Here is a 22321-nt window from a genome sequence, read left to right on the forward strand (position 1 = left end):
TGTCGGCCTGTCGGCAGCCTAGAAGTCGTCGTCGAAGCCGACCGAGCCCTCGACCGCCACCTGGTAGGCGGACGGACGGCGCTCGAAGAAGTTCGTCAGCTCCTGGACACCCTGCAACTCCATGAAGGAGAACGGGTTCTCCGACCCGTACACCGGCGCGAAGCCCAGCCGGGTGAGCCGCTGGTCGGCGACACACTGGAGATACTCACGCATGGACTCGGTGTTCATGCCCGGCAGACCGTCGCCGCACAGGTCACGGCCGAACTGCAGCTCCGCCTCGACCGCCTCCTTCAGCATGTCGGTGACCTGCTGACGCAGCGCGTCGTCGAAGAGCTCCGGCTCCTCCTTGCGGACCGTGTCCACCACCTCGAAGGCGAAGTTCATGTGCATGGTCTCGTCGCGGAACACCCAGTTGGTGCCGGTGGCGAGGCCGTGCAGCAGCCCGCGGGAGCGGAACCAGTAGACGTAGGCGAACGCGCCGTAGAAGAACAGTCCCTCGATGCACGCCGCGAAGCAGATCAGGTTCAGCAGGAAGCGCCGGCGGTCGGCCTGCGTCTCCAGCCGGTCGATCTTCTCGACCGAGTCCATCCACCGGAAGCAGAACTGCGCCTTCTCACGGATGGAGGGGATCTCCTCGACCGCGTCGAACGCGGCCGCCCGGTCGTCCGGGTCGGGGAGGTAGGTGTCCAGCAGCGTCAGATAGAACTGGACGTGCACCGCCTCCTCGAAGAGCTGACGGCTCAGATACAGCCGCGCCTCGGGGGAGTTGATGTGCTTGTAGAGCGTGAGCACCAGGTTGTTGGAGACGATCGAGTCGCCCGTCGCGAAGAACGCGACCAGCCGGCCGATCATGTGCTGCTCACCGGGGGACAGCTTGGCGAGGTCGGACACGTCGGAGTGGAGGTCGACCTCCTCGACGGTCCAGGTGTTCTTGATCGCGTCGCGGTAGCGCTCGTAGAAGTCCGGGTAGCGCATCGGACGCAGGGTCAGCTCGAATCCCGGGTCGAGCAGGTTCTTCTCGGGAGCACTCATTACTGGCAGGCCTCGCAGGACTCGGGGTTCTCCAGGGAGCAGGCGACCGCGTCGGTCTCCGGCGTCGCCTGTACGGGGATGGGGGCCGTGGTCGCGGCTCCGGAGCCGGCCGCACGGGCGATCCGGGTCGCGGGGCGCGAGCGCAGGTAGTACGTCGTCTTCAGACCCTGCTTCCAGGCGTACGCGTACATCGAGCTGAGCTTCCCGATGGTCGGCGTCTCGAGGAACAGATTCAGCGACTGCGACTGGTCGAGGAACGGGGTGCGGGCCGCGGCCATGTCGATCAGACCGCGCTGCGGGATCTCCCACGCCGTGCGGTACAGCTCGCGCACATCGGCCGGGATCCAGCTGAAGCCCTGCACCGAACCGCTGGACTCGCGCAGCGCCTCACGGGACTGCGCGTCCCACACGCCGAGCCGCTTCAGCTCCTCCACCAGGTAGGCGTTGACCTGGAGGAACTCACCGCTGAGCGTCTCGCGCTTGAAGAGGTTGGAGACCTGCGGCTCGATGCACTCGTAGACGCCCGCGATGGAGGCGATCGTCGCCGTCGGGGCGATGGCGAGGAGCAGCGAGTTGCGCATGCCGGTCGTGGCGATACGTTCCCGCAGGGCGGCCCAGCGCTCGGGCCAGTTGAGCTCGACGCCGTAGTGGTCGGGGTGCAGCACACCGCGCGCGGTACGGGTCTTCTCCCAGGCGGGCAGGGGCCCGTTGCGCTCGGCGAGGTCGGCGGACGCCTCGTACGCGGCGAGCATGATGCGCTCGGCGATGCGGGTCGACAGGGCGCGGGCGGCGGGGGAGTCGAACGGCAGCCGCAGCTTGAAGAAGACGTCCTGAAGACCCATCGCGCCGAGGCCCACCGGACGCCACTTGGCGTTGGAGCGGCCGGCCTGCTCGGTCGGGTAGAAGTTGATGTCGACGACGCGGTCGAGGAAGGTGACGGCGGTCCGGACGGCCTCGTCCAGGCGCTCCCAGTCGATCCCCTCACCGGCGCCGTCCGCCAGCACGAACGCGCCGAGGTTCACCGAGCCGAGGTTGCAGACGGCCGTCTCGCCGTCGTCCGTCACCTCCAGGATCTCGGTGCACAGGTTGGACGAGTGCACGGTGTGGCCGGGCTCGGCGGTCTGGTTGGCCGTGCGGTTGGAGGAGTCCTTGAAGGTCATCCAGCCGTTGCCGGTCTGCGCGAGCGTGCGCATCATCCGGCCGTACAGCTCACGCGCGGGCATGGTCTTGCGGGCCAGGCCCTTCGCCTCGGCGTCGCGGTACGCCGCGTCGAACGCGTCGCCCCACAGGTCGACGAGCTCGGGGACGTCGGCAGGCGAGAACAGCGACCACGGGGCGTCGGCGTCGACACGGCGCATGAACTCGTCGGGAATCCAGTGCGCGAGGTTCAGATTGTGCGTACGCCGGGCGTCCTCGCCGGTGTTGTCGCGCAGCTCCAGGAACTCCTCGATGTCCGCGTGCCAGGTCTCCAGGTAGACGGCGGCCGCGCCCTTGCGACGTCCGCCCTGGTTCACCGCGGCGACCGAGGCGTCGAGGGTCTTCAGGAACGGCACGATGCCGTTGGAATGGCCGTTGGTGCCCCTGATCAGGGAACCGCGGGCGCGGATGCGGGAGTACGACAGTCCGATGCCGCCGGCGTGCTTGGAGAGCCGGGCGACCTGGTGGTACCGGTCGTAGATCGAGTCCAGCTCGTCCGCCGGCGAGTCCAGCAGATAGCAGGAGGACATCTGGGGGTGGCGGGTACCGGAGTTGAACAGCGTGGGGGAGGAGGGGAGGTAGTCGAGGCGGCTCATCAGGCCGTAGAGGTCGGCCACCTCGTCCAGCGCGCGCACGCTGTCGTTCTCGGCCAGACCACAGGCGACCCGCAGCATGAAGTGCTGAGGCGTCTCGATCACCTGACGGGTGATCGGGTGCCGGAGCAGATAGCGGCTGTAGAGGGTGCGCAGGCCGAAGTAGCCGAAACGGTCGTCCGCCTCGGTGTCGATGAGGGCGTCCAGGCGGTCCGCGTGCAGCGTGACGAACGCGGCGGTCCGGTCGGCGATCAGACCCTCGGTGTGTCCGACCGCGACGGAGGCGGAGAAGGACACCGCGCCCTGGCCCGACGCCTCTTCGGCGATCGTCCCGGTCAACAGACGGGCGGCGAGCCGGGAGTAGGCGGGGTCCTCGGAGATCAGACCCGCGGCCGCGTCGGTGGCGAGCCCACGGAGCTCGGCCGTGTCCGAACCGGCGTGCCGGCCCCGCAGCGCGGCGGCGGCGACGCGGCCGGGGTCGGTGTCGGGCAGATCGGCGGTGAGGTCGGTCAGGATCCGCAGCAGCGCGGTCCCGGGGCCGTCCTCGAGCTGCTCGGCGATGCCTGCTGCCGGATCGGCTGGCGCGATGGTCACGTGGTGCTCTCCCTCGCTCGGCTCTGGGCCGTCGGGGGGGAGGCGGGGCCGTCGGGCAGTACGCGCCCAGGGCAGGGCAGCACTCCGCACGGCGTCCACCGGCCCAACCGCGAGGCCCGGACGTCTCGGCACCCGGATCGGTCGAACCGGATGCACCGTCGGCAGGTCTTCGGACTCTCGGGTACGACAAAGCGCACCACATCACACCGTTGCGGGACAGTTCCGGATTCGCACCGGATTCCCCTGCGGCGACAGCGAGGTCGAGCATACATGTGGGGGCCGCCAGTTGCGGCACCCCCCACATGTTGTGTCGGGGCGGCGCGCGGGAGTTGTGGCATTGCCCCGGTGATCCCGGCCGGTACGGCCCTTGGGACGCCCCGGCGGGGGCCCGGTCCGGCCCGTGGGCGCACGGTTTCACGGCGAAGGGCCGCCGCGTTCCCGGGGGAACGCAGCGGCCCTTCAGGGGCCCTTCAGCCGTTCAGCAGCAGCGGAAGCCTTCGCGGGGATCGGCTTCGCGTGCGTCCGTCCGGCTGCGCTCGAAAGCGCGGCGGCTCATCACGTCCGCGTCCGGGTCGCAGCTGCGGGTGTGGTCGACGTACCGGTCGTAGGCCGATTCGCCGGTGAACTCCCTGACGTACCACCGGATCCGGCCGAAGACGTGGCGGGCCCTGGTCGTGGTGCTCATGCCGAACCGCTCGCTGCGGGAACGTTCTCCTCCACGGCTGCCATCTCGGCCTTCTCCTCCTTGGTGGGGATCAGTCCGGCCGGTGCGACGATCTTCGACTCGGTGTACGCAACCTCGGACAGTTTCACGCTCTCGGGATGCCGGATCGCGTTGTAGCAGACGCGTCCCGCGTCCGCGATGACCACGATGATCAAGAGTGCGAAGAGAGCCGAGAGCGCTCCGTCGACCGTGGAGTTGGTGACCACCGTGTGCATGTCGTCCATGGTCTTGGCGGGAGGCAGGATCTTGCCCTCGTCGATGGCCGACTGGTAGACGTCCCGCTGGGTGAAGAAGCCCACGCGTGGGTCGCCGGAGAATATCTTCTGCCAGCTCGCGGTGAGGGTGACGGCGGCGTCCCAGGCGAGCGGTACGGCCGTGACCCAGGCCCACTTGAGCCGGCCGGACTTCACCAGCAGCGTGGTGCAGACGGCGAGTGCCACGGCGGCGAGCAACTGGTTGGCGATGCCGAACAGCGGGAAGAGCTGGTTGATGCCGCCCAGCGGGTCATGCACGCCGACCCAGAGGAAGTAGCCCCAGCCGCCCACGACGACCGCGCTCGCGAACCAGACGCCGGGCCTCCAGCTGACCTGACGGAACGGCTTGTAGACGTTGCCGAGCATGTCCTGGAGCATGAAGCGCCCGACCCGGGTGCCCGCGTCCACCGTGGTGAGGATGAACAGTGCTTCGAACATGATGGCGAAGTGGTACCAGAAGGCCTTCAGCCCGGCGCCGCCGACCACGGACGAGAAGATGTCCGACATGCCCAGAGCGAATGTCGGCGCCCCACCGGTCCGCGACAGCAGGCTGGTCTCCTCGACGTCCTTGGCCGCCTGGGCCAGTTGGTCGGGTGTGATGGTGAAGCCGAGATTGGCGACGGCCTGGGACGCGGTCTCGACCGTGGGACCGATGACACCGGCCGGTGAGTTGACCGCGAAGTAGAGACCCGGGTCGATGATGCAGGCCGTGATCATCGCCATGATCGCGACGAACGACTCCGTCAGCATCGCGCCGTAGCCGATCATCCGGATCTGCGTCTCCTTCTGGACCATCTTCGGGGTGGTGCCCGAGGAGACCAGGGAGTGGAAGCCGGAGAGCGCGCCGCAGGCGATGGTGATGAACACGAAGGGGAACATCGATCCGGCGAACACCGGACCGTCGCCCCGGCCGGCGAACTCGGTGACCGCGTCCATCTTCAGGGTCGGCAGCGCTATCACCACGCCGAGGGCCAGCAGCACGATGGTGCCGACCTTCATGAACGTGGAGAGGTAGTCGCGAGGTGCCAGCAGCATCCACACCGGCAGCACCGACGCGAGGAAGCCGTAGACGATCATCCAGATGACCAGCGTGCCGGCCTCCAGGGTGAAGGTCTCCGCGAGCGAGGACTCCGCGACCCAGCCGCCCGAGATGATGGCGAGCAGCAGCAGCGCCACACCGATGACCGAGACCTCGGTGACTCTGCCGGGCCGCAGAACCCGCAGATACACGCCCATGAAGAGGGCGATCGGGATGGTCATGGCGATCGAGAAGACGCCCCAGGGTGAGTCGGCCAGCGCGTTGACGATGACCAGCGCCAGCACCGCCAGCAGGATGATCATGATGGCGAACACCGCGATCAGCGCGGCGGCTCCGCCGAAGGGCCCTATCTCGTCACGGGCGATCTGGCCGAGCGAACGGCCGTCCCGGCGGGTGGAGAAGAAGAGCGTGACCATGTCCTGAACGGCGCCGGCGAAGATGACGCCCGCGACGATCCAGATCGTGCCCGGCAGGTATCCCATCTGGGCGGCGAGCACCGGGCCGACCAGTGGTCCGGCGCCGGCGACCGCGGCGAAGTGGTGCCCGAAGAGCACGCGCCGGTCGGTGGGGTGGAAGTCGATTCCGTTGTCGAGGCGTTCGGCCGGGGTGGCGCGGGTCTTGTCGACCTTCAGCACCCGGTTGGCAATGAAGCGGGAGTAGAAGCGGTACGCGATCGCATACGAACCCAGCGCCGCCGCCAGCATCCATGCGGCGGAGATCTCCTCGCCCCGGGAGAGTGCCAGCACAGCCCATCCCGATGCGCCCACCAGGGCTACCAGCCCCCAGATGGCGATGGACCGCGGGGTGAGCTTCCGGGATGACGTCGGTGCGGTATTCGGTGGTGTGGGTTCTGGCATGGTGGGTCGTCCCCTCACTGTTCACCTGCATTTTTAATGCGCAGGAAATCTAAAGGAACGTCTCGATACGAGTCACCCCCCGTCCGCATATCGGTACGGCAACGGCGATGAATTCGCACCGTTTTCGTCTGCATTCCGCACCCGTTCTCCTTCGTCCCTCCTCGGGCTCTGTGCGCGGACAGCACAAAGCCCCGGAGGCGAGGCCTCCGGGGCGTGCTGCCGGGCGCCGTACTGCCCGGGGGGTCAGTCGGTCGGCCGCCGCAGACGGGCCACGAACTTGTACCGGTCGCCGCGGTAGACCGAGCGCACCCACTCGACCGGCTCGCCTGCCGCGTCGAGCGAGTGGCGCGAGAGCATCAGCATCGGCAGGCCCACGTCGGTGCCCAGCAGGCCGGCCTCGCGCGGGGTCGCCAGGGACGTCTCGATCGTCTCCTCGGCCTCGGCGAGATGGACGTCGTAGACCTCCGCCAAGGCCGTGTAGAGCGAGGTGTACTTCACCAGGCTGCGGCGCAGCGCGGGGAAGCGCTTGGCCGAGAGGTGGGTGGTCTCGATCGCCATCGGCTCACCGCTGGCGAGCCGCAGACGCTCGATGCGCAGCACGCGGCCGCCCGTCGAGATGTCCAGCAGTCCGGCGAGCGTGTCGTCGGCCGTCACATAGCCGATGTCGAGCAGCTGGGACGTCGGTTCCAGGCCCTGGGCCTTCATGTCCTCGGTGTACGAGGTGAGCTGGAGGGCCTGCGAGACCTTGGGCTTGGCCACGAACGTGCCCTTGCCCTGGATGCGTTCGAGCCTGCCCTCGACGACCAGTTCCTGAAGCGCCTGACGCACCGTGGTGCGCGAGGTGTCGAACTCGGCCGCGAGCGTGCGCTCCGGCGGCACCGGGGTGCCCGGCGGCAGCGTCTCCGTCATGTCGAGCAAGTGGCGCTTGAGCCGGTAGTACTTGGGCACGCGTGCGGTCCGGGTCTGTGCCCCGCCCTCGGTCTCCGCTCCCACCCCGTCCGTGGTCATGGCCCGCCTTCCCGACTCCTGCGCTGCTGCCGTCACCGGCTCCTCCGTCTGTCGCGGCTCACATGGTGGCACGGTCCGGTCACGGGTCGTCGCCCTCCCTCAGGTGTCGGTCCGATAACGGACCCGACTGCCCTTCTTATACACCCTTGACACCCCTAAAGGTCTAGGCCAAGCTCCGGGTACTGGTCTAAACCATTAAAGACCAGGTCCCAGCCCCACGGGCAGACCTGAGCACTGTCTCTCTGCGTGTTGTGCGACTCCCGGGCGGTGGGGGGGAAAATCTTGCATCCCTTGAGGAGGGTGGCGTGAAGCGCAAGCTCATAGCTGCAGTGGGTGTGGCGGCAATGGCGGCTTCGGTCGCGGCGTGTGGCTCCGGCGACAGCGAGTCCGCGAAGGACCCGAAGGACCGCAAAGGCACGCTGACCGTCTGGCTGATGACGGACGCTCAGTCCACCTGGCCCGAGCTGGTCAAGGACGTCAACACCCAGTTCGCCGCGAAGTACCCGGGCGTGAAGGTCAACGTCCAGTACCAGCAGTGGGGCGACAAGACCAAGAAGCTCGACGCCGCCCTCGCCGGAGACAAGTTCCCCGACGTGGTCGAACTGGGCAACACCGAGACCATGACGTACATCCTCAACGGGGCGGTCGGCGAGATCGACCCGAAGAAGTACGAGAACTCGGACACCTGGATCAAGGGTCTGAAGGACACCTGTACCTACGAGGGCAAGCTCTACTGCGTGCCTTACTACGCCGGTGCGCGTGTCGCCATCTTCAACAAGGACATGTTCAAGGCGGGCGCCGGCTCCGACGCGCTGCCCACCACCGAGGCCGAGCTGACCGCCGCCCTCGACAAGGTCCAGGCGAAGTACGGCAAGGACAAGGCCTTCTCGCCGCTCTACCTGCCGGGCCGCTACTGGTACGCCGCCATGTCCTACGTCGCCGCGTACGGTGGCGAGATCGCCAAGTACGACGACGGTTCGAAGGAGTGGAAGGCCTCGCTCTCCACCCCGGAGGCGCAGAAGGGCATCCAGCACTTCGTCGACCTGGTCAAGAAGTACAACCACGGCGACAAGACCAAGGACGAGCAGGACCACGCCAACGTCATGGCCAACGAGAAGACCGCTCTTCTCTACGGCAACGGCTGGGAGGCCGGCAGCGTCGTCGACAGCGCCGCCAACGGCAACCCCAAGCTGAAGGACAAGATCGGCACCGCCGGTATGCCGGGCCCCGACGGCAAGGCGCTCCCGTCCTTCATCGGCGGCTCCGACCTCGCCACCATCTCCAAGTCCAAGAACCAGGACCTGGGCGAGGAGTGGATCTCGCTGTTCACCAGCGAGAAGTCCGAGGCCGTGCTCGCCTCGAAGAACATCCTTCCGAACAACACCAAGCAGCTCGAGCCGCTGAAGGCGAAGCCGGAGACCGCGCCGATCGCCAACGCCGTGCCGGACGCCTGGTTCACCCCGATCGCCCCGGGCTGGTCCGCGATCGAGAAGAAGGAAATCCTCGAGCTGATGCTGCTCGACATCATCAAGGGCAAGTCGGTCGCGGACGCCACGAAGGCGGCCGACGCGGAGATCGACAAGCTGATCAACGAGAAGTCCTGATCACTTGATCGCCCAGCGGGAGCGGCGGGCCGACGGCCCACCGCTCCCGCCCTCCGGTATCCGGTCCGAGCGGAAGGGCGGAGCACAGTGAGTGCCGCCGACACGAAAGCAGCCGATCCGGCGGTGCCCGTCCAGCGGCACCCCGAAGAAATAGGCTCCCCGCCACGGAAGGGCGGACGGCCGCCGCGCAAGACCGGCGCGCTGCTGCCGTATCTGCTGATAGCCCCGGCGTTCGTGGCGATCGCCGCGGTCTTCGCCTGGCCCCTGGTCAAGACGGTCATCATGTCCTTCCAGGACGTCGGCCGCCGTGAGCTGTGGACCGGGGAACCGCCCCCGTGGGTCGGGTTCGACAAGTTCACCGAGATCCTCGGCGACGGCGAGTTCTGGGACGTGGTCCTGCGGACCGTCGTCTTCATGGCCGCCTGCGTCATCGCCACCATGGGCGTCGGCCTGCTGCTGGCCCAGACGATGCAGCGGATGTCCCCGTGGGTACGGATGCTGCTCACCGCGGGGCTCGTGGCCGCCTGGTCGATGCCCCTGCTGGTCGCCACCTCGATCTTCCGGTGGTTCGCCGACTCCGACTACGGAGTGGTGAACATGATCCTGACGAAGTACCTCGGCCTCGACTTCCAGGGTCACAACTGGTTCCTCGACCCCAAGCAGGGCTTCGTCATCATCGGAGCCGTCGTCGTCTGGGGGGCCATCCCCTTCGTGGCGATCACCCTCTACGCCGCCCTCACCCAGGTGCCCCGCGAGCTGGAGGAGGCGGCCGCGCTCGACGGTGCGGGCGCCTTCGGTGTGTTCCGCTTCGTCACCTGGCCCGTCATCAAGCCGGTCTTCCAGATGGTGGCGACCCTCTCGGTGATCTGGGACTTCAACGTCTTCGGCCAGATCTTCCTGATGCGTGGCAACAAGCCGGAGCCCGAGTACGCCGTTCTGGGCATCTACTCCTTCGACAAGGCCTTCGAGTCCAACTCGTTCAGCCAGGGCGCTGCCATCTCGCTGATCACGGTTCTGCTGCTGTCCGGCGTCGCCGTGTACTACTTGCGCCAGCTGCTCAAGATCGGAGAGGTCGAATGAGCGCCACCACCTCCACCAGGGCGTCGCACCGCCCGGGCCGAAAGAAGCACCGGCTCGCCTACAACATCGTGGGCCTGGTCGCCTTCGTCGCCATGGCGTTCCCGGTGTACTGGCTCGTCATCAGCGCCCTGCGGCCCAATCACGAGATCCGCAGCTACGACCAGACGCTCTGGCCCTCGTCGGTCACCTTCGACAACTTCAAGCGGGCCATCGACGCGCCCAACTTCGGCACGGCCATCCAGTCGAGCCTCATCATCTGCCTGACCGCCGTCGTCGGCGCGATGATCATCTCCACGATCGCCGCGTTCGCCATCGCCCGCTTCAAGTTCGCCGGCCGCAAGACCTTCATGATCGTGCTGCTCGCGGTCCAGCTGCTGCCGCCGACGGCGATGCTGATCCCCATCTACATCCAGCTCAACGACCTGGGTGCGCTCAACGAGTACTGGGGCGTCATCGTCATCTACCTGGTCTCCACCCTGCCCTTCGCCACCTGGATGATCCGCGGCTTCGTGATCAACATCCCGAAGGAGCTGGAGGAGTCCGCGATGGTGGACGGGTGCACCAGGATGGGTGCCTTCTGGCGGGTCGTCTTCCCGCTCGTCGCGCCGGGACTGGCAGCCGCCTCCATCTACTCGCTCATCAACGCGTGGAACGAGTACCTGCTGGCGTACGTCGTGCTCCAGGACAACGACAAGTACACCCTCAACGTGTGGCTGATGAACTTCACCACCTCGCGAGGCGTGGACTACGGCGCCCTGATGGCTGCCTCGACGCTCATCGCCATTCCGGTCGTCGCCTTCTTCATGATGGTCCAGAAGAAGATGGCGGCAGGCCTCACCTCAGGTGCAGTGAAGGGATAACGCCCGCAATGACCACACTCGTACGTGGATCCTCGGACACCCTCACCCGTGACGCACTCGCCGTCCTCCAGCCCGGATTCCTCGGCACCACCGCCCCCGCATGGCTGCTCCGGCAGATCGGTGAAGGGCTCTCGGCCGTCGGGCTGTTCGGCCGCAACATCGTCACCCCGGAGCAACTGACCGCACTCACCGCGCAGTTGCGGGCCGAGCGGGACGACGTCCTCGTCGCGATCGACGAGGAGGGCGGGGACGTCACCCGGCTCGAGGTGCGCACCGGGTCGTCGTTCCCCGGCAACTACGCACTCGGCTCGGTGGACGACACCGGCCTCACCCACGACGTCGCCCGGGAGCTCGGCCGCCGGCTCGCCGAGTGCGGGGTCGACCTCAACTGGGCGCCGTCCGCCGACGTCAACGCCAACCCCGACAATCCGGTGATCGGTGTGCGGTCCTTCGGCGCGGACGCCGCGCTGGCCGCCCGGCACACCGTCGCGTACGTCGAGGGCCTCCAGGCCGCCGGCGTCGCCGCCTGTGTCAAGCACTTCCCCGGACACGGCGACACCAATGTGGACTCGCACCACGCGCTGCCCCGTATCGATGTGGATCTCGACACGCTGCACGCCCGTGACCTGCTGCCTTTCCGAGCGGCCATCGCGGCGGGTTCCAAAGCAGTGATGAGCGCGCATATCCTGCTACCCGCGCTCGACCCGAACCGCCCGGCAACGCTGAGCCCGCAGATCCTCACCGGTCTGCTGCGCGAAGAGCTGGGCTTCCAGGGGCTGATCGTCACCGATGGCATGGAGATGAACGCCATCGCCTCGACGTACGGCATCGAGCGCGGCTCCGTGCTGGCGATCGCCGCCGGTGCCGACGCGATCTGTGTCGGTGGCGGCCTCGCCGACGAGGGGACCGTACTGCGCCTGCGCGACGCGCTGGTCAGGGCGGTACGGGAGGGCGAACTGCCCGAGGAGCGGCTGGCCGACGCGGCCGCGCGTGTGCGCGCCCTCGCCGACTGGACACGACGGGCCAGGGGGGCAGGAGGGGAGCCGGGCGCGGCTCCCACCCCGGCGCAGCCGGGGGGCGGGACCGCGCCCGGCAACGACGTCGGACTGATCGCGGCGCGGCGGGCGGTGAAGGTGACCGCCGGCGAACTGCCGTACCGGTCCGTCACCGAGGCGCCCTACGTCGCCGCGTTCACCCCGGTCGCCAACATCGCCGTCGGCGACGAGACACCGTGGGGTGTCGCCTCCGAACTGGCCGCGCTGCTGCCGGGCACCACCACCGACACCTACGGCGACACGTCCGGAACGACCGTGCTGGTGGCAAATGTGCTGGGTATGGCGGCGGACCGTAGGATCGTCGCTGTAGTACGCGACGTTCACCGCCACCCCTGGATGGCGGACGCGCTGGACGCCCTCGTCGAGGCCCGGCCGGACACGGTCGTGGTCGAGATGGGTGTCGACCGCGCGCAGCCGAGGGGTGCCCTGCACATCGCGACCCATGGCGCCGCCCGCGTCTGCGGACGGGCCGCCGCGGAGGTCATCACCGGCAGGGCGGCCGGGGCCTGACCGACGCGGACCGTGCAGTGCCGGGGCCCGTTGGGGCAGTGCCCCCGGGCCCCCGGCGCAAGGATTGCCACAGGAGGCACCCAGCATGTCCGCCACGCATTCGGCCGGTCGGAGCGAGCGTCCGGGCCGGATCATGTCCGGTGAGATGGCAGAGCAGCCCGCGGTGCTGCGGCGCATTCTGGAGCAGGGCGCGCCGCGCATCCGCGAGGTGGCGTCGGCGATCGCGGCGAAGAGCCCGCGGTTCGTGCTGCTGACGGCGCGCGGCACGTCGGACAACGCGGCGCTGTACGCGAAGTACCTGCTGGAGATCCAGCTGGGACTGCCGTGCGGACTGGCCTCCATGTCGACGACGACCGCGTACGGTGCGCGGCCGAATCTGACCGATGTGCTGGTGGTGACGGTCAGCCAGTCCGGCGGTTCGCCGGACCTGGTGGCGTCCACGAAGGCGGCCCGCGAGGCCGGCGCGATCACACTCGCCGTCACCAACAACCCCGACTCCCCGCTGGCGGCGGTGTCGGAGTTCCACATCGACATCCTCGCCGGCCCCGAGAAGGCGCTCCCGGCGACGAAGACGTACACGGCCTCGCTGCTGGCGCTCTACCTGTTCGTGGAGGGCCTGCGGGGCGGCGACGGGGCGGCCGCGAAGGCGCTGCCCGACCTCGCGGCCCAGGTGCTGGCCCGCGAGGACGAGGTACGGCAGCTGGCGTCCCGCTACCGGTTCGCCGAGCGCATGGTCATCACCTCGCGCGGCTACGGCTACCCCACCGCGAAGGAGGCCGCGCTGAAGCTCATGGAGACGAGCTACATCCCCGCGCTGTCCTACTCGGGTGCGGACCTGCTCCACGGCCCGCTGGCGATGGTGGACAACATCTCGCCGGTGATCGCGGTGGTGACCGACGGCCGGGGCGGCGAAGCGCTCCAGCCGGTCCTCGACCGGCTCCGCGGCCGTGGCGCGGACCTGATGGTGATCGGCCCGGCCCCGCAGGTCTCGGCGGCCTCCGCGGGCTTCACACTCCCCACGGAGGGCGTCCCGGAAGAGCTCCAGCCGATCCTGGAGATCCTGCCGCTCCAGCGGCTGGCGTACGAGGTGACGATCGCGCGGGGCCAGGACCCGGACGCACCGAGGGCGCTGGCGAAGGTGACGGAGACGCGCTGAGGGGTCTGTGACCCGGATGCTCCGAGGGTCCGACGGAGGGCCGGTGGCGATGCCGCCGGCCCCTGGAGGGCCTCTACGACCGCGCATCAGCCGCGAGAACAGCCCCCGGAAACACCCGCGGGCCGCGGCGCCTGACGGGACCCTCAGCCCGTCCGGCACCGCAGCCCGGAGCTTCTCGGCCGGTGGGTGTGCGGTCCCACGCGGCCGTGTGAGAGGTCCCGGCGCAGTCAGGGCAGAGAGCGCCGTGCCCTCGCTCCACCCTCCTGTGCGGGGAGGGCGGAAGCTTTATCAGTTCATTGTGGACTAGACCATTCTAGGATGTCCATCCATCTGCAGAGCATAGTTCTTGGCCCATCCTCCACCATGACCGGCCGTTTTCCGGCCCGGGTCCCGAGGTCTGTTCGAAACCCGCACTCCGCACCGCGGGTACGCTCGCACCTGTGCCCTCCATGAACGACCTCGTACGCCAGCACACAGCCCTGAGTGAATCCGACCTCGAGTGGCTGCATCTGCTGGTCTCGGAGTGGCAACTGCTCTCCGATCTCTCCTTCGCCGACCTCGTCCTGTGGGTGCCCACCCGCGACGGTACGCGCTATGTGTCCGTCGCCCAGATGCGGCCGAACACCGGCCCCACCTCCTACCAGGACGACATGGTCGGCCATCTCGTTCCCCGCGGCCGGCGCCCGCTGCTGGACGCCGCGCTCGACGAGGGCAGGATCGTGCGCGAGGGTGACCCGGAGTGGCGCGAGGAGGTGCCGGTACGGGTCGAGTCCATCCCCGTCCGGCGCGAGGGCCGGGTTCTCGGCGTCATCGCGCGCAACACGAATCTGCTGACCGTGCGGACCCCGAGCCGGTTGGAACTCACCTACCTCCAGTCGGCGTCCGACCTCGCCCAGATGATCGCCGCAGGATCGTTCCCCTTCCCCGGCCAGCAGGTCGACATGGACGCCTCCCCGCGGGTCGGCGACGGTCTCATCCGGCTCGACGCGGACGGCGTCGTCCAGTACGCCAGCCCCAACGGCCTCTCCGCGTACCACCGTCTCGGCCTCGCGTCCGATCTCGTCGGGCACCACCTCGGCCAGACGACCGCCGAACTCGCCCCCTCCCGGGGCCCCGTCGACGAGGCCCTGGTCAAGCTGGCCAGCGGTTACGCCCCCCGGGAGACCGAGGTCGAGGGGAACGGCGGGGTCATCCAGCTGCGCGCCATTCCGCTCAAGCCGAAGGGCATCCGCATCGGGTCGCTCGTCCTGCTGCGCGACGTCACGGAACTGCGACGCCGCGAGCGCGAGTTGATCACGAAGGACGCCACCATCCGGGAGATCCACCACCGGGTGAAGAACAACCTTCAGACGGTCGCGGCCCTGTTGCGGCTCCAGGCACGCCGGATGGACTCCGTCCGCGGCCGCGAAGCGCTGAACGAGGCGGTGCGGCGCGTGGGCTCCATCGCCATCGTGCACGAGACGCTCTCGCAGAACCTGGACGAGCGCGTGGAGTTCGACGAGATCGCCGACCGCGTCATCGCGATGGTCGCCGAGATCTCCCCGGGCAAGGTCGAGTGCCGCCGTACCGGCCGCTTCGGCATCCTCGACGCCGAGGTGGCCACCCCGCTGGCCATGGTGCTCACGGAGATCCTGCAGAACGCCCTGGAGCACGCCTATCCGGCGGGCGGGCACGGCTCGGTCGAGGTGTCGGCCGTACGCGGCGACCAGCGGGTCGACAGCCGGCTGCTCATCACTGTCCAGGACGACGGCTGCGGACTGCCCGAGGGCTTCGACGCGCAGCGGACCGGCAATCTCGGTCTCCAGATCGTCCGGACGCTGGTGGAGGGCGAGTTGGGCGGCACCTTCGACATGGTGCCGGTGCCCGCACCGGGCCGGGGGACGCGGGTCGTGCTCGACATACCGGTGCAGGCACACAAGTAGCCACCGGAGCACGGCAGTCGGGCGAGGCCGCGAGTCATGCCGGGGCGGCCCGTCACAGCAGCGAGCCCCGGACCGTAATCGATACGGTCCGGGGCTCGAATGCTGTTGGGTCTACTGCTGCGCGCTGCGGCTCGGGGGCGGGGTATGCGTACGCTCTGTACGTGCCGCCGGGCTCAGGCTCGTAGCGGTGGCGATCAGGCGCTGGCGTTACGCGCCCGGTTGCGAGCGGCGCGGCGCTTCATTGCGCGGCGCTCGTCCTCGCTGAGGCCACCCCAGACGCCGGAGTCCTGGCCGGACTCGAGCGCCCACTGCAGGCACTGCTCCATGACGGGGCAGCGACGGCAGACGGCCTTGGCTTCCTCGATCTGCAGCAGCGCAGGACCGGTGTTGCCGATGGGGAAGAAGAGCTCGGGGTCTTCCTCGCGGCAAACGGCGTTGTGACGCCAGTCCATGGCTGCTACCTCTCCTTGGTATTACATGCACGTTGCTTGTGAATGTGAACGCTTTCACGAATCCCCCCGCAACGGAAGGGCCGACCGCCGGACGAACCGGCGTGGTCCTGAGGTTTTGGGAGGGGTTCTGGCGGTCTGTGGGGGCCGATCCTGCGGGCCGTCCCGATCGCCATGTAGAGATTCGCAAACCTCGGCTGCGGATACAACCCCTTCCGGAAAGTTTTTTTTGATTCCTCGGTGTCGACTAGGTCACAGCCGTACTTCTATGGGGTGGAGCCCAGCCCATACGTTCGAGATAAAGGCGGTTCGGGCCTTCCACTCACACAATCACACGCAGTGCACGGCGTACGCCTGTGAACGTCACGCTGGTACGCAGTCCCAGGTGGTCGCCGTCCATCTGGAAGGGCAGTGGAACCTTGGATTTCAAGGTGAAGTCCGTCAGGTCGTGCAGTGTGACCGCGTGCTTACCGTGCGGCCCGCGCTCGGGGCTCGAGGTCAGCAGCTGGGTCGCATAACGGGCCATGGCGGGGGTGGACATCTTGGACAGCGCGAGGACGTCCAGAGCGGTGTCGAAGGAGGCCTCCGGGGACGCGTACACCGGACGATTGCCCAGGTAGGTCCAGGGGGAGGTGTTGCAGATTATGGAGAGCACAAGGTCGCTGACGGGGTCCGCGCCGGGGCGCTCCAGGGTGATCAGCCCGTGCCGGCGATGGGGGTCGTCGAGGAACTGGCGTGCCACCTGGCGCAGATAGAGGGCGTGCGTCGACCGCTTGCCGCGCTCCCTCTGCTGTTCGACCCGGCCGACCACTCCGGCGTCGAAACCGAGCCCGGCGCAGAAGGTGAACCACCGCTCGGGTGTCGCCTCGTCCTCGGTCCCCGGCGTGCCGGAGGCGAGCCCCAGTCCTACGGTGCGCTCGCTCTGGTCACTCAGCGCATCCAGAATCGCGCCGGTGGCCTCCACGGCGTCGTTCGGCAGGCCGAGCGCGCGGGCGAAGACATTGGTGGATCCGCCGGGGACGACGGCGAGACGGGGGAGACGGTCCGGGTCGGGGCCGCGGTGCAGCAGACCGTTGACGACCTCGTTCACCGTGCCGTCGCCACCGAGAGCGACGACCATGTCGATGTCGTCCGAATCGGCCGCCCGGCGCCCAAGGTCGCGGGCATGGCCGCGGTACTCGGTCGTGACCGCCTCTATCTTCATCTCGCTGGCGAGCGCGTGGATCAAAACGTCACGAGTGCGGGCACTGGTGGTGGTTGCTGCCGGATTGACCACGAGGAGTGCGCGCATGCGATGCAGAGTACCTACCGTGCGGTACCTGGCCCAGTCCGGGACCCGGGGGCGGGCTACCCTGCTGAGGTGAGCACCGACCAGACCCCCCGCCCCGTCCGCCTGACCGCGGCTGCCGCGGTGTCCGGCCTCGAAGGGCTGGCACTTGTCGCGGGCGGCGTCTATCTGCTCGTCATGGGCCTCCTCGGCCGGCCGGACAGCCCCACGCAGGCGGAGACGGGCGGAGTGACACTCATCGCACTCGGCGCGATCCCGCTGATCGCCGCCCGCGGACTGCTGCGGCAGCGCAGCTGGAGCAGGGGCCCCGCGCTGATCACCCACCTCATGGCGCTGATCCCGGCCTGGACGCTGCTGCGTTCCTCCGGCGCGCTGATCCCGCTCGGCATCGTGACCGCGATCGTCGCGGTGGCCGGCCTGGTGCTGCTGGTGAACCCGGCGACGACGGAAGCCCTCGGCATCCGCGGCCCGGGCGCCCACGACGCCTCGTAGGCCGCGCGCACCTCGTCATGCGGAAGGGCCCGGCACGCAGTGCGTGCCGGGCCCTTCCGCATGACGAGGTGCGGCTCTGCTACTCCTCGACGAGCAGCCGCTCGCGCAGCTGCGCGAGGGTGCGGGCCAGCAGCCGGGAGACGTGCATCTGAGAGATGCCGACCTCCTGCGCGATCTGCGACTGGGTCATGTTGCCGAAGAACCGCAGCAGCAGGATGCGCTTCTCCCGCGGCGGGAGATCCTCCAGCAGCGGCTTCAGCGACTCGCGGTACTCGACACCCTCCAGTGCCTCGTCCTCGGCGCCGAGGGTGTCCGCGACCGCCGGCGACTCGTCGTCGGTGTCGGGGACGTCCAGGGACAGCGTGGAGTACGCGTTCGCCGACTCCAGGCCCTCCAGGACCTCCTCCTCCGAGATGCCCAGACGCTCGGCGAGCTCGTGGACCGTCGGGGAGCGGCCGTGCTGCTGGGAGAGTTCGGCGGTCGCCGTGGTCAGAGCGAGCCTCAGCTCCTGCAGCCGGCGCGGGACGCGGACCGCCCAGCCCTTGTCCCGGAAGTGGCGCTTGATCTCACCGACGACCGTCGGCGTCGCGTACGTCGAGAACTCGACACCACGCTCCGGGTCGAACCGGTCCACCGACTTGATCAGACCGATCGTCGCGACCTGGGTGAGGTCGTCCAGCGGCTCACCACGGTTGCGGAAGCGCCGCGCCAGGTGCTCGACCAGCGGCAGATGCATGCGCACCAGCTGGTTGCGCAGGGCTGCCCGCTCCGAGGAGCCGTCGGGCAGCTTGCGAAGCTCGATGAACATCGCCCGCGCCCCGCTGCGGTCATGTGGATCGTGGTGCTGCTGCTCGTGCACGTGCTCGCTCATATGGGCCGCCCGCTCTGCCTGCGCCTGCTCCGCCGCGTCCAAAAGGCCGTCCACCGGGTGCGGCCGCGCCTGCTGCTCCGGGATGCCGTGCACCGCGGGTGGCTCGTTCCGCACCGGACCGTCCCCGTTCCTCACGCCGGCCCGGGTCCCGCGCCGCGCTGTTTGTACAGGCTGATGGAGACCGTACGGTCGTCGGCGACCGTGGAGTCGACCTTGCCGGCCAGCGCGGAGAGCACCGTCCAGGCGAAGGTGTCGCGCTCCGGCGCCCGGCCGTCGGTCGTCGGCGCCGAGACCGTGACCTCCAGCGAGTCGTCGACCAGTCGGAACACACAGCTGAGGACGGAGCCGGGAACCGCCTGCTGCAGCAGGATCGCGCACGCCTCGTCGACCGCGATCCGCAGATCCTCGATCTCGTCGAGGGTGAAGTCCAAGCGCGCTGCGAGACCGGCCGTCGCCGTACGCAGCACGGACAGATAGGCACCCGCAGCGGGCAGCCGGACTTCCACGAAGTCCTGAGTCCCGGGCTCGCCTGCGATCTGGGACACCCTCACCTCCAAGGTGGCACAAGCTCTTTCGGGGCCGCGGGAGAAAGATCCCGAAGCCGTGGCTACGCAATCAGAACGCAGCCGGTACTGGCCCGGCGACGCTATCGCGATCCATGGTGCCCTGTCGCCGGGCCCCCACTCGGGGGCAGTCACTCATGGTAAGCATATGACCACACACAGTGGCTAGAGGTCTGCGGGCCCAATTGTGAGGAACCGGCGGAGGGTTGACGTACCCAGGCTTCAGACGATCGAACCGTCCACGAAACACCACCGCCAGTTCTCTCCCGGCTCGAAACTGCGCATCACCGGATGGCCCGTCTCCGCGAAATGCGCCGACGCGTGGCGCATCGGCGAGGAGTCGCAGCACCCCACATGCCCACAGGTCAGGCAGAGTCGCAGGTGCACGGGATGGGTGCCGCCCGCATCGCACTCCGCGCAGGTGCCGGTCAGCGCGGCCGGTGCGGGGACGGGCAGTTCTGCTGCATGCGCACACTCGCTCATGATTGCCAGATTACGGCGGTGGGCGCCGGACGAGGCGTGGACGGACCGAGGGACGGCGAGAGATGGACGTATTGCCACTGGTGGCTCTGATCGCGGGCAGCGCCGCGATCGCCGGGCTGGCCCGCAGGTCGCCCGTGCCCGTGCCCCTGCTGCTGGTGGCCGCGGGGCTGATCTGCGCGTACCTGCCCGGCGTCCCGGACTACACGCTCGATCCGCACATCGTGCTGCCGCTGGTGCTGCCGCCGTTGCTGCACAAGGCGGCGGTCGACAGTTCCTACCTCGACCTGAAGGCCAACCTCCGGCCCGTCGCGCTGCTCTCGGTCGGCTATGTGCTCTTCGCGACCCTTGTGGTGGGCTACCTCGCCTTTCTGCTGGTGCCCGACCTGCCCCTGACCGCGGCGCTGGTCCTCGGTGCCGTGATCGCGCCGCCGGACGCGGTGGCCGCCACCGCGATCGCCCGCCGGCTCGGGCTGCCGAACCGCATCACCACGATCCTCCAGGGCGAGTCCCTGGTGAACGACGCCACCGCGATCACGGCCTTCAAGGTGGCGCTGGCCGCCGCCGTGGGCGAAGGAGCGAGCTGGGCGGGCGGCATCGGTGAATTCGCCCTGGCCTCGCTCGGCGGCATCGCCGTCGGCCTGCTGCTGATGGTGCCGCTCCACTGGCTGCGCACGCATCTGAAGGAAGCGCTGCTGCAGAACACGCTGTCGTTGCTCATCCCCTTCGTCGCCTATGCGGCGGCCGAGCACGTCGGCGCGTCCGGGGTCCTCGCCGTGGTCGTCGTGGCGCTGTACCTCGGGCACCGCTCGTGGCAGGTCGACTTCGAGACGCGGCTCCAGGAGGACGCCGTGTGGCGGATGATCGCGTTCATCCTGGAGTCGGCCGTCTTCGCGCTGATCGGACTGCAACTGCCGTACGTCCTCGACGGCCTCGGCGCCTACGGGGTGGGCGAGTCCCTCTGGTACGCCTTCGCGGTCTTCGTCTGCGTGGTGGTGGTGCGGTACGTCTGGGTCTTCCCGGGGACGTACCTGCCGCGGCTGTTCTCCTCACGGGTCCGGGAACGAGAACCGGACACCGACTGGAAGTCGCCCGTGATCGTCGGCTGGGCCGGGATGCGCGGGGTCGTCTCCATGGCGATCGCCTTCTCGATCCCGCTGACGACGGCCGACGGCGAGGCCTTCCCGGCGCGGAACCTCGTGCTGTTCCTGACCTTCACGACGGTCATCGGCACGCTCGTGGTGCAGGGGCTGACCCTGCCGGTCCTGATCCGCAAGCTGAAGCTGCCGCAGCGCGACACCTATGCCGAGACGCTCGCCGAGGCCCAGGCCCAGAACGAGGCCTCCCAGGCGGCGGACCGGCGGCTCGACGAACTGCTCGACGACAGCGCCAACGCACTGCCCCAGCCGCTGGAGGAACGACTGCGCATGGTCCTGGAGCGCCGGCGGAACTCCGTCTGGGAGCGGCTCGGCGGGGTGAACGAAGCGACCGGGGAGTCGGCGGACGACACCTACCGCAGGCTCGCCCGGCAGATGATCGGAGCGGAGCGCGAGGTCTTCGTGCAGCTGCGGGACGAGCGGCGGATCGACGACGAGATGATGCGGACGCTGCTGCGGCGGCTGGACCTGGAGGAAGCGGCGGCGTTCCGCGAAGAGGCGGAGTAGGGCTGTCGGGGCCGGGCCTGTTCCAGGGCTTCCGAGGACTCGGGCGGGCCGGGTCAGGGCGCTTTTGAGGGCTCGGGGGCGTCCGGCCGGCCCGTCACCACGGCGGCGATGGTCGTGCCCGGCGGGAACGCACCCTCGGCGGCCAGGGTGGCCAGACCGTAGAGCATTTTGGCCACATACAGACGCTCGACGGGCAGTCCGTGGCGCGCTTCGAACTCCTCGGCGAACGCATCCAGCCCGGGAGTGGAGCGCGCGTATCCGCCGCAGTGGAAGCGCTCGTCGAGCGTCCAGTCGCCGGTGCGGCCGCCGAAGGCCTCCTGCTGGATACGTGCCGTCTCCCCGGCGAGGAAGCCGCCCCGCAGGACGGGGAAGCCGATGGCGCGCTGCTGCGGCGCGAGGCCCGCGGCGAGGCCGGCGAGCGTTCCTCCGGTGCCGCAGGCGACGGCGACCACGTCCGCGAGCTGCCGCAGTTCGTGCCCGAGAGCGGTGCAGCCGCGTGCGGCGAGAGCGTTGCTGCCGCCTTCGGGGACGAGGTAGTGGTCCGCGAGGCGCGGGCTGTGCGCCGGGCCGCCCGCTTGTCCCTTTGCCGCCGCTCCCAGGATCCGGGCCAGGACGTGGGGATCGTTCTTCGAGCGATACGTCGTGCGGTCCACGAACACCAGGCGCATGCCGTCCGCCGCGCACTGCGCGAGGGACGGGTTGAGCGGCCGGGACGCCAGTTCGTCGCCGCGGACCACGCCGACCGTGGGGAAGCCCAGCAGCCGGCCGGCGGCGGCCGTCGCCCGCAGATGGTTGGAGTAGGCGCCGCCGAAGGTCAGCAGCGGCCGCCCGGCCGCCGCCCGCAGATTCGGTGCCAGTTTGCGCCACTTGTTGCCCGGCAGGTCGGGGTGGATCAGATCGTCGCGCTTGAGCAGCAGGCGTATGCCGTGCCGGGAGAAGCGCTCGTCCTCGACCGGCTGCAGCGGCGACGGCAGCCGGGGCCGCAGGGCGGCGGTGAGGTCGAGCGCTTCCGGTGGCACACGGCCATTG

At 69.1% G+C, this 22321-nt stretch carries 19 protein-coding genes and 1 riboswitch; of the genes, 8 read left to right on the top strand and 11 right to left on the bottom strand.

Annotation, left to right across the window (positions count from 1 at the left end; all coding sequences use genetic code 11):
• Positions 1 to 18 precede the first annotated feature (18 nt).
• The 5 genes from ACQPWZ_RS24255 to ACQPWZ_RS24275 form a co-directional block, all read right to left on the bottom strand.
• On the bottom strand, positions 19 to 1032 hold the full coding sequence (locus ACQPWZ_RS24255) for a ribonucleotide-diphosphate reductase subunit beta (protein WP_313944206.1): 1014 nt from the start codon (positions 1030 to 1032) through the stop codon (positions 19 to 21).
• Positions 1032 to 3416, bottom strand: coding sequence for a ribonucleoside-diphosphate reductase subunit alpha (locus tag ACQPWZ_RS24260; RefSeq protein WP_405572618.1), 2385 nt, complete (start codon positions 3414 to 3416; stop codon positions 1032 to 1034). The genes ACQPWZ_RS24255 and ACQPWZ_RS24260 overlap by 1 nt, the downstream gene beginning before the upstream one ends.
• 143 nt (positions 3417 to 3559) lie before the next feature.
• Positions 3560 to 3684, bottom strand: a riboswitch (cobalamin riboswitch).
• Positions 3685 to 3894: 210 nt separating this feature from the next.
• Positions 3895 to 4101: a YbdD/YjiX family protein gene (locus ACQPWZ_RS24265; protein ID WP_340475273.1), complete on the bottom strand. Its 207-nt coding sequence runs from the start codon at positions 4099 to 4101 to the stop codon at positions 3895 to 3897.
• The gene (locus ACQPWZ_RS24270) at positions 4098 to 6290 is read right to left on the bottom strand and encodes a carbon starvation CstA family protein (RefSeq protein WP_340475274.1); all 2193 of its coding nucleotides are present in this window, start codon (positions 6288 to 6290) and stop codon (positions 4098 to 4100) included. Before ACQPWZ_RS24270 ends, ACQPWZ_RS24265 begins: the two co-directional genes overlap by 4 nt.
• Positions 6291 to 6533: 243 nt before the next feature.
• Positions 6534 to 7298 (bottom strand): GntR family transcriptional regulator, encoded by a 765-nt coding sequence (locus ACQPWZ_RS24275; protein WP_340477989.1) that lies wholly within the window; start codon positions 7296 to 7298, stop codon positions 6534 to 6536.
• 305 nt (positions 7299 to 7603) lie between these two features.
• Here ACQPWZ_RS24275 and ACQPWZ_RS24280 point away from each other — a divergent pair, with 305 nt between their 5' ends.
• The 6 genes from ACQPWZ_RS24280 to ACQPWZ_RS24305 all read left to right on the top strand — a co-directional run bounded on the left by ACQPWZ_RS24280 (position 7604) and on the right by ACQPWZ_RS24305 (position 15485).
• The gene (locus tag ACQPWZ_RS24280) at positions 7604 to 8902 is read left to right on the top strand and encodes a sugar ABC transporter substrate-binding protein (RefSeq protein ID WP_340475275.1); all 1299 of its coding nucleotides are present in this window, start codon (positions 7604 to 7606) and stop codon (positions 8900 to 8902) included.
• Positions 8903 to 8989: 87 nt separating this feature from the next.
• A complete protein-coding gene (locus ACQPWZ_RS24285) occupies positions 8990 to 9982 on the top strand; it encodes a carbohydrate ABC transporter permease (RefSeq protein ID WP_433572362.1) in 993 nt (330 codons plus the stop codon).
• Complete coding sequence (locus ACQPWZ_RS24290) at positions 9979 to 10842, top strand: carbohydrate ABC transporter permease (protein ID WP_433572363.1); 864 nt, start codon at positions 9979 to 9981, stop codon at positions 10840 to 10842. Before ACQPWZ_RS24285 ends, ACQPWZ_RS24290 begins: the two co-directional genes overlap by 4 nt.
• 8 nt (positions 10843 to 10850) lie before the next feature.
• A complete protein-coding gene (locus tag ACQPWZ_RS24295) occupies positions 10851 to 12407 on the top strand; it encodes a glycoside hydrolase family 3 protein (RefSeq protein ID WP_433572364.1) in 1557 nt (518 codons plus the stop codon).
• 85 nt (positions 12408 to 12492) lie between these two features.
• Positions 12493 to 13563 carry an SIS domain-containing protein gene (locus ACQPWZ_RS24300; RefSeq protein WP_356706774.1) on the top strand — a complete coding sequence of 357 codons (1071 nt, stop codon included), beginning with the start codon at positions 12493 to 12495 and terminating at the stop codon, positions 13561 to 13563.
• Positions 13564 to 14012: 449 nt separating this feature from the next.
• The gene (locus ACQPWZ_RS24305) at positions 14013 to 15485 is read left to right on the top strand and encodes a sensor histidine kinase (protein WP_340477991.1); all 1473 of its coding nucleotides are present in this window, start codon (positions 14013 to 14015) and stop codon (positions 15483 to 15485) included.
• A gap of 194 nt (positions 15486 to 15679) precedes the next feature.
• Here ACQPWZ_RS24305 and ACQPWZ_RS24310 read toward each other — a convergent pair whose 3' ends face one another.
• Both ACQPWZ_RS24310 and ACQPWZ_RS24315 read right to left on the bottom strand, forming a co-directional pair.
• Positions 15680 to 15937, bottom strand: a complete 258-nt coding sequence (locus ACQPWZ_RS24310; RefSeq protein WP_003953983.1) for a WhiB family transcriptional regulator — start codon at positions 15935 to 15937, stop codon at positions 15680 to 15682.
• 319 nt (positions 15938 to 16256) lie between these two features.
• Positions 16257 to 17225, bottom strand: a complete 969-nt coding sequence (locus tag ACQPWZ_RS24315; RefSeq protein WP_356706776.1) for a diacylglycerol/lipid kinase family protein — start codon at positions 17223 to 17225, stop codon at positions 16257 to 16259.
• Between the two features lie 69 nt (positions 17226 to 17294).
• Here ACQPWZ_RS24315 and ACQPWZ_RS24320 point away from each other — a divergent pair, with 69 nt between their 5' ends.
• Positions 17295 to 17714 (top strand): hypothetical protein, encoded by a 420-nt coding sequence (locus ACQPWZ_RS24320; protein WP_340475281.1) that lies wholly within the window; start codon positions 17295 to 17297, stop codon positions 17712 to 17714.
• A 79-nt stretch (positions 17715 to 17793) separates the two neighbouring features.
• On the opposite strand, the gene ACQPWZ_RS24325 is transcribed toward ACQPWZ_RS24320, so the two are convergent.
• The 3 genes from ACQPWZ_RS24325 to ACQPWZ_RS24335 all read right to left on the bottom strand — a co-directional run bounded on the left by ACQPWZ_RS24325 (position 17794) and on the right by ACQPWZ_RS24335 (position 19631).
• Entirely contained in the window at positions 17794 to 18699 is a 906-nt protein-coding gene (locus ACQPWZ_RS24325) for an RNA polymerase sigma factor SigF (RefSeq protein ID WP_327680431.1), read from the bottom strand.
• A gap of 17 nt (positions 18700 to 18716) precedes the next feature.
• Positions 18717 to 19130: an anti-sigma regulatory factor gene (locus ACQPWZ_RS24330; RefSeq protein ID WP_254375657.1), complete on the bottom strand. Its 414-nt coding sequence runs from the start codon at positions 19128 to 19130 to the stop codon at positions 18717 to 18719.
• A gap of 240 nt (positions 19131 to 19370) precedes the next feature.
• The gene (locus ACQPWZ_RS24335) at positions 19371 to 19631 is read right to left on the bottom strand and encodes a UBP-type zinc finger domain-containing protein (RefSeq protein WP_356706653.1); all 261 of its coding nucleotides are present in this window, start codon (positions 19629 to 19631) and stop codon (positions 19371 to 19373) included.
• Positions 19632 to 19693: 62 nt separating this feature from the next.
• Between ACQPWZ_RS24335 and ACQPWZ_RS24340 the strand changes: the two genes are divergently transcribed.
• Positions 19694 to 21292 carry a Na+/H+ antiporter gene (locus tag ACQPWZ_RS24340; RefSeq protein WP_356706655.1) on the top strand — a complete coding sequence of 533 codons (1599 nt, stop codon included), beginning with the start codon at positions 19694 to 19696 and terminating at the stop codon, positions 21290 to 21292.
• 53 nt (positions 21293 to 21345) lie between these two features.
• On the opposite strand, the gene ACQPWZ_RS24345 is transcribed toward ACQPWZ_RS24340, so the two are convergent.
• On the bottom strand, positions 21346 to 22311 hold the full coding sequence (locus ACQPWZ_RS24345) for a 1-aminocyclopropane-1-carboxylate deaminase/D-cysteine desulfhydrase (protein ID WP_433572365.1): 966 nt from the start codon (positions 22309 to 22311) through the stop codon (positions 21346 to 21348).
• Between the last annotated feature and the right edge of the window lie 10 nt (positions 22312 to 22321).

This window comes from Streptomyces sp. CA-251247 (genome assembly GCF_050952975.1).
GTDB classification, from domain to species: domain Bacteria; phylum Actinomycetota; class Actinomycetes; order Streptomycetales; family Streptomycetaceae; genus Streptomyces; species Streptomyces achmelvichensis.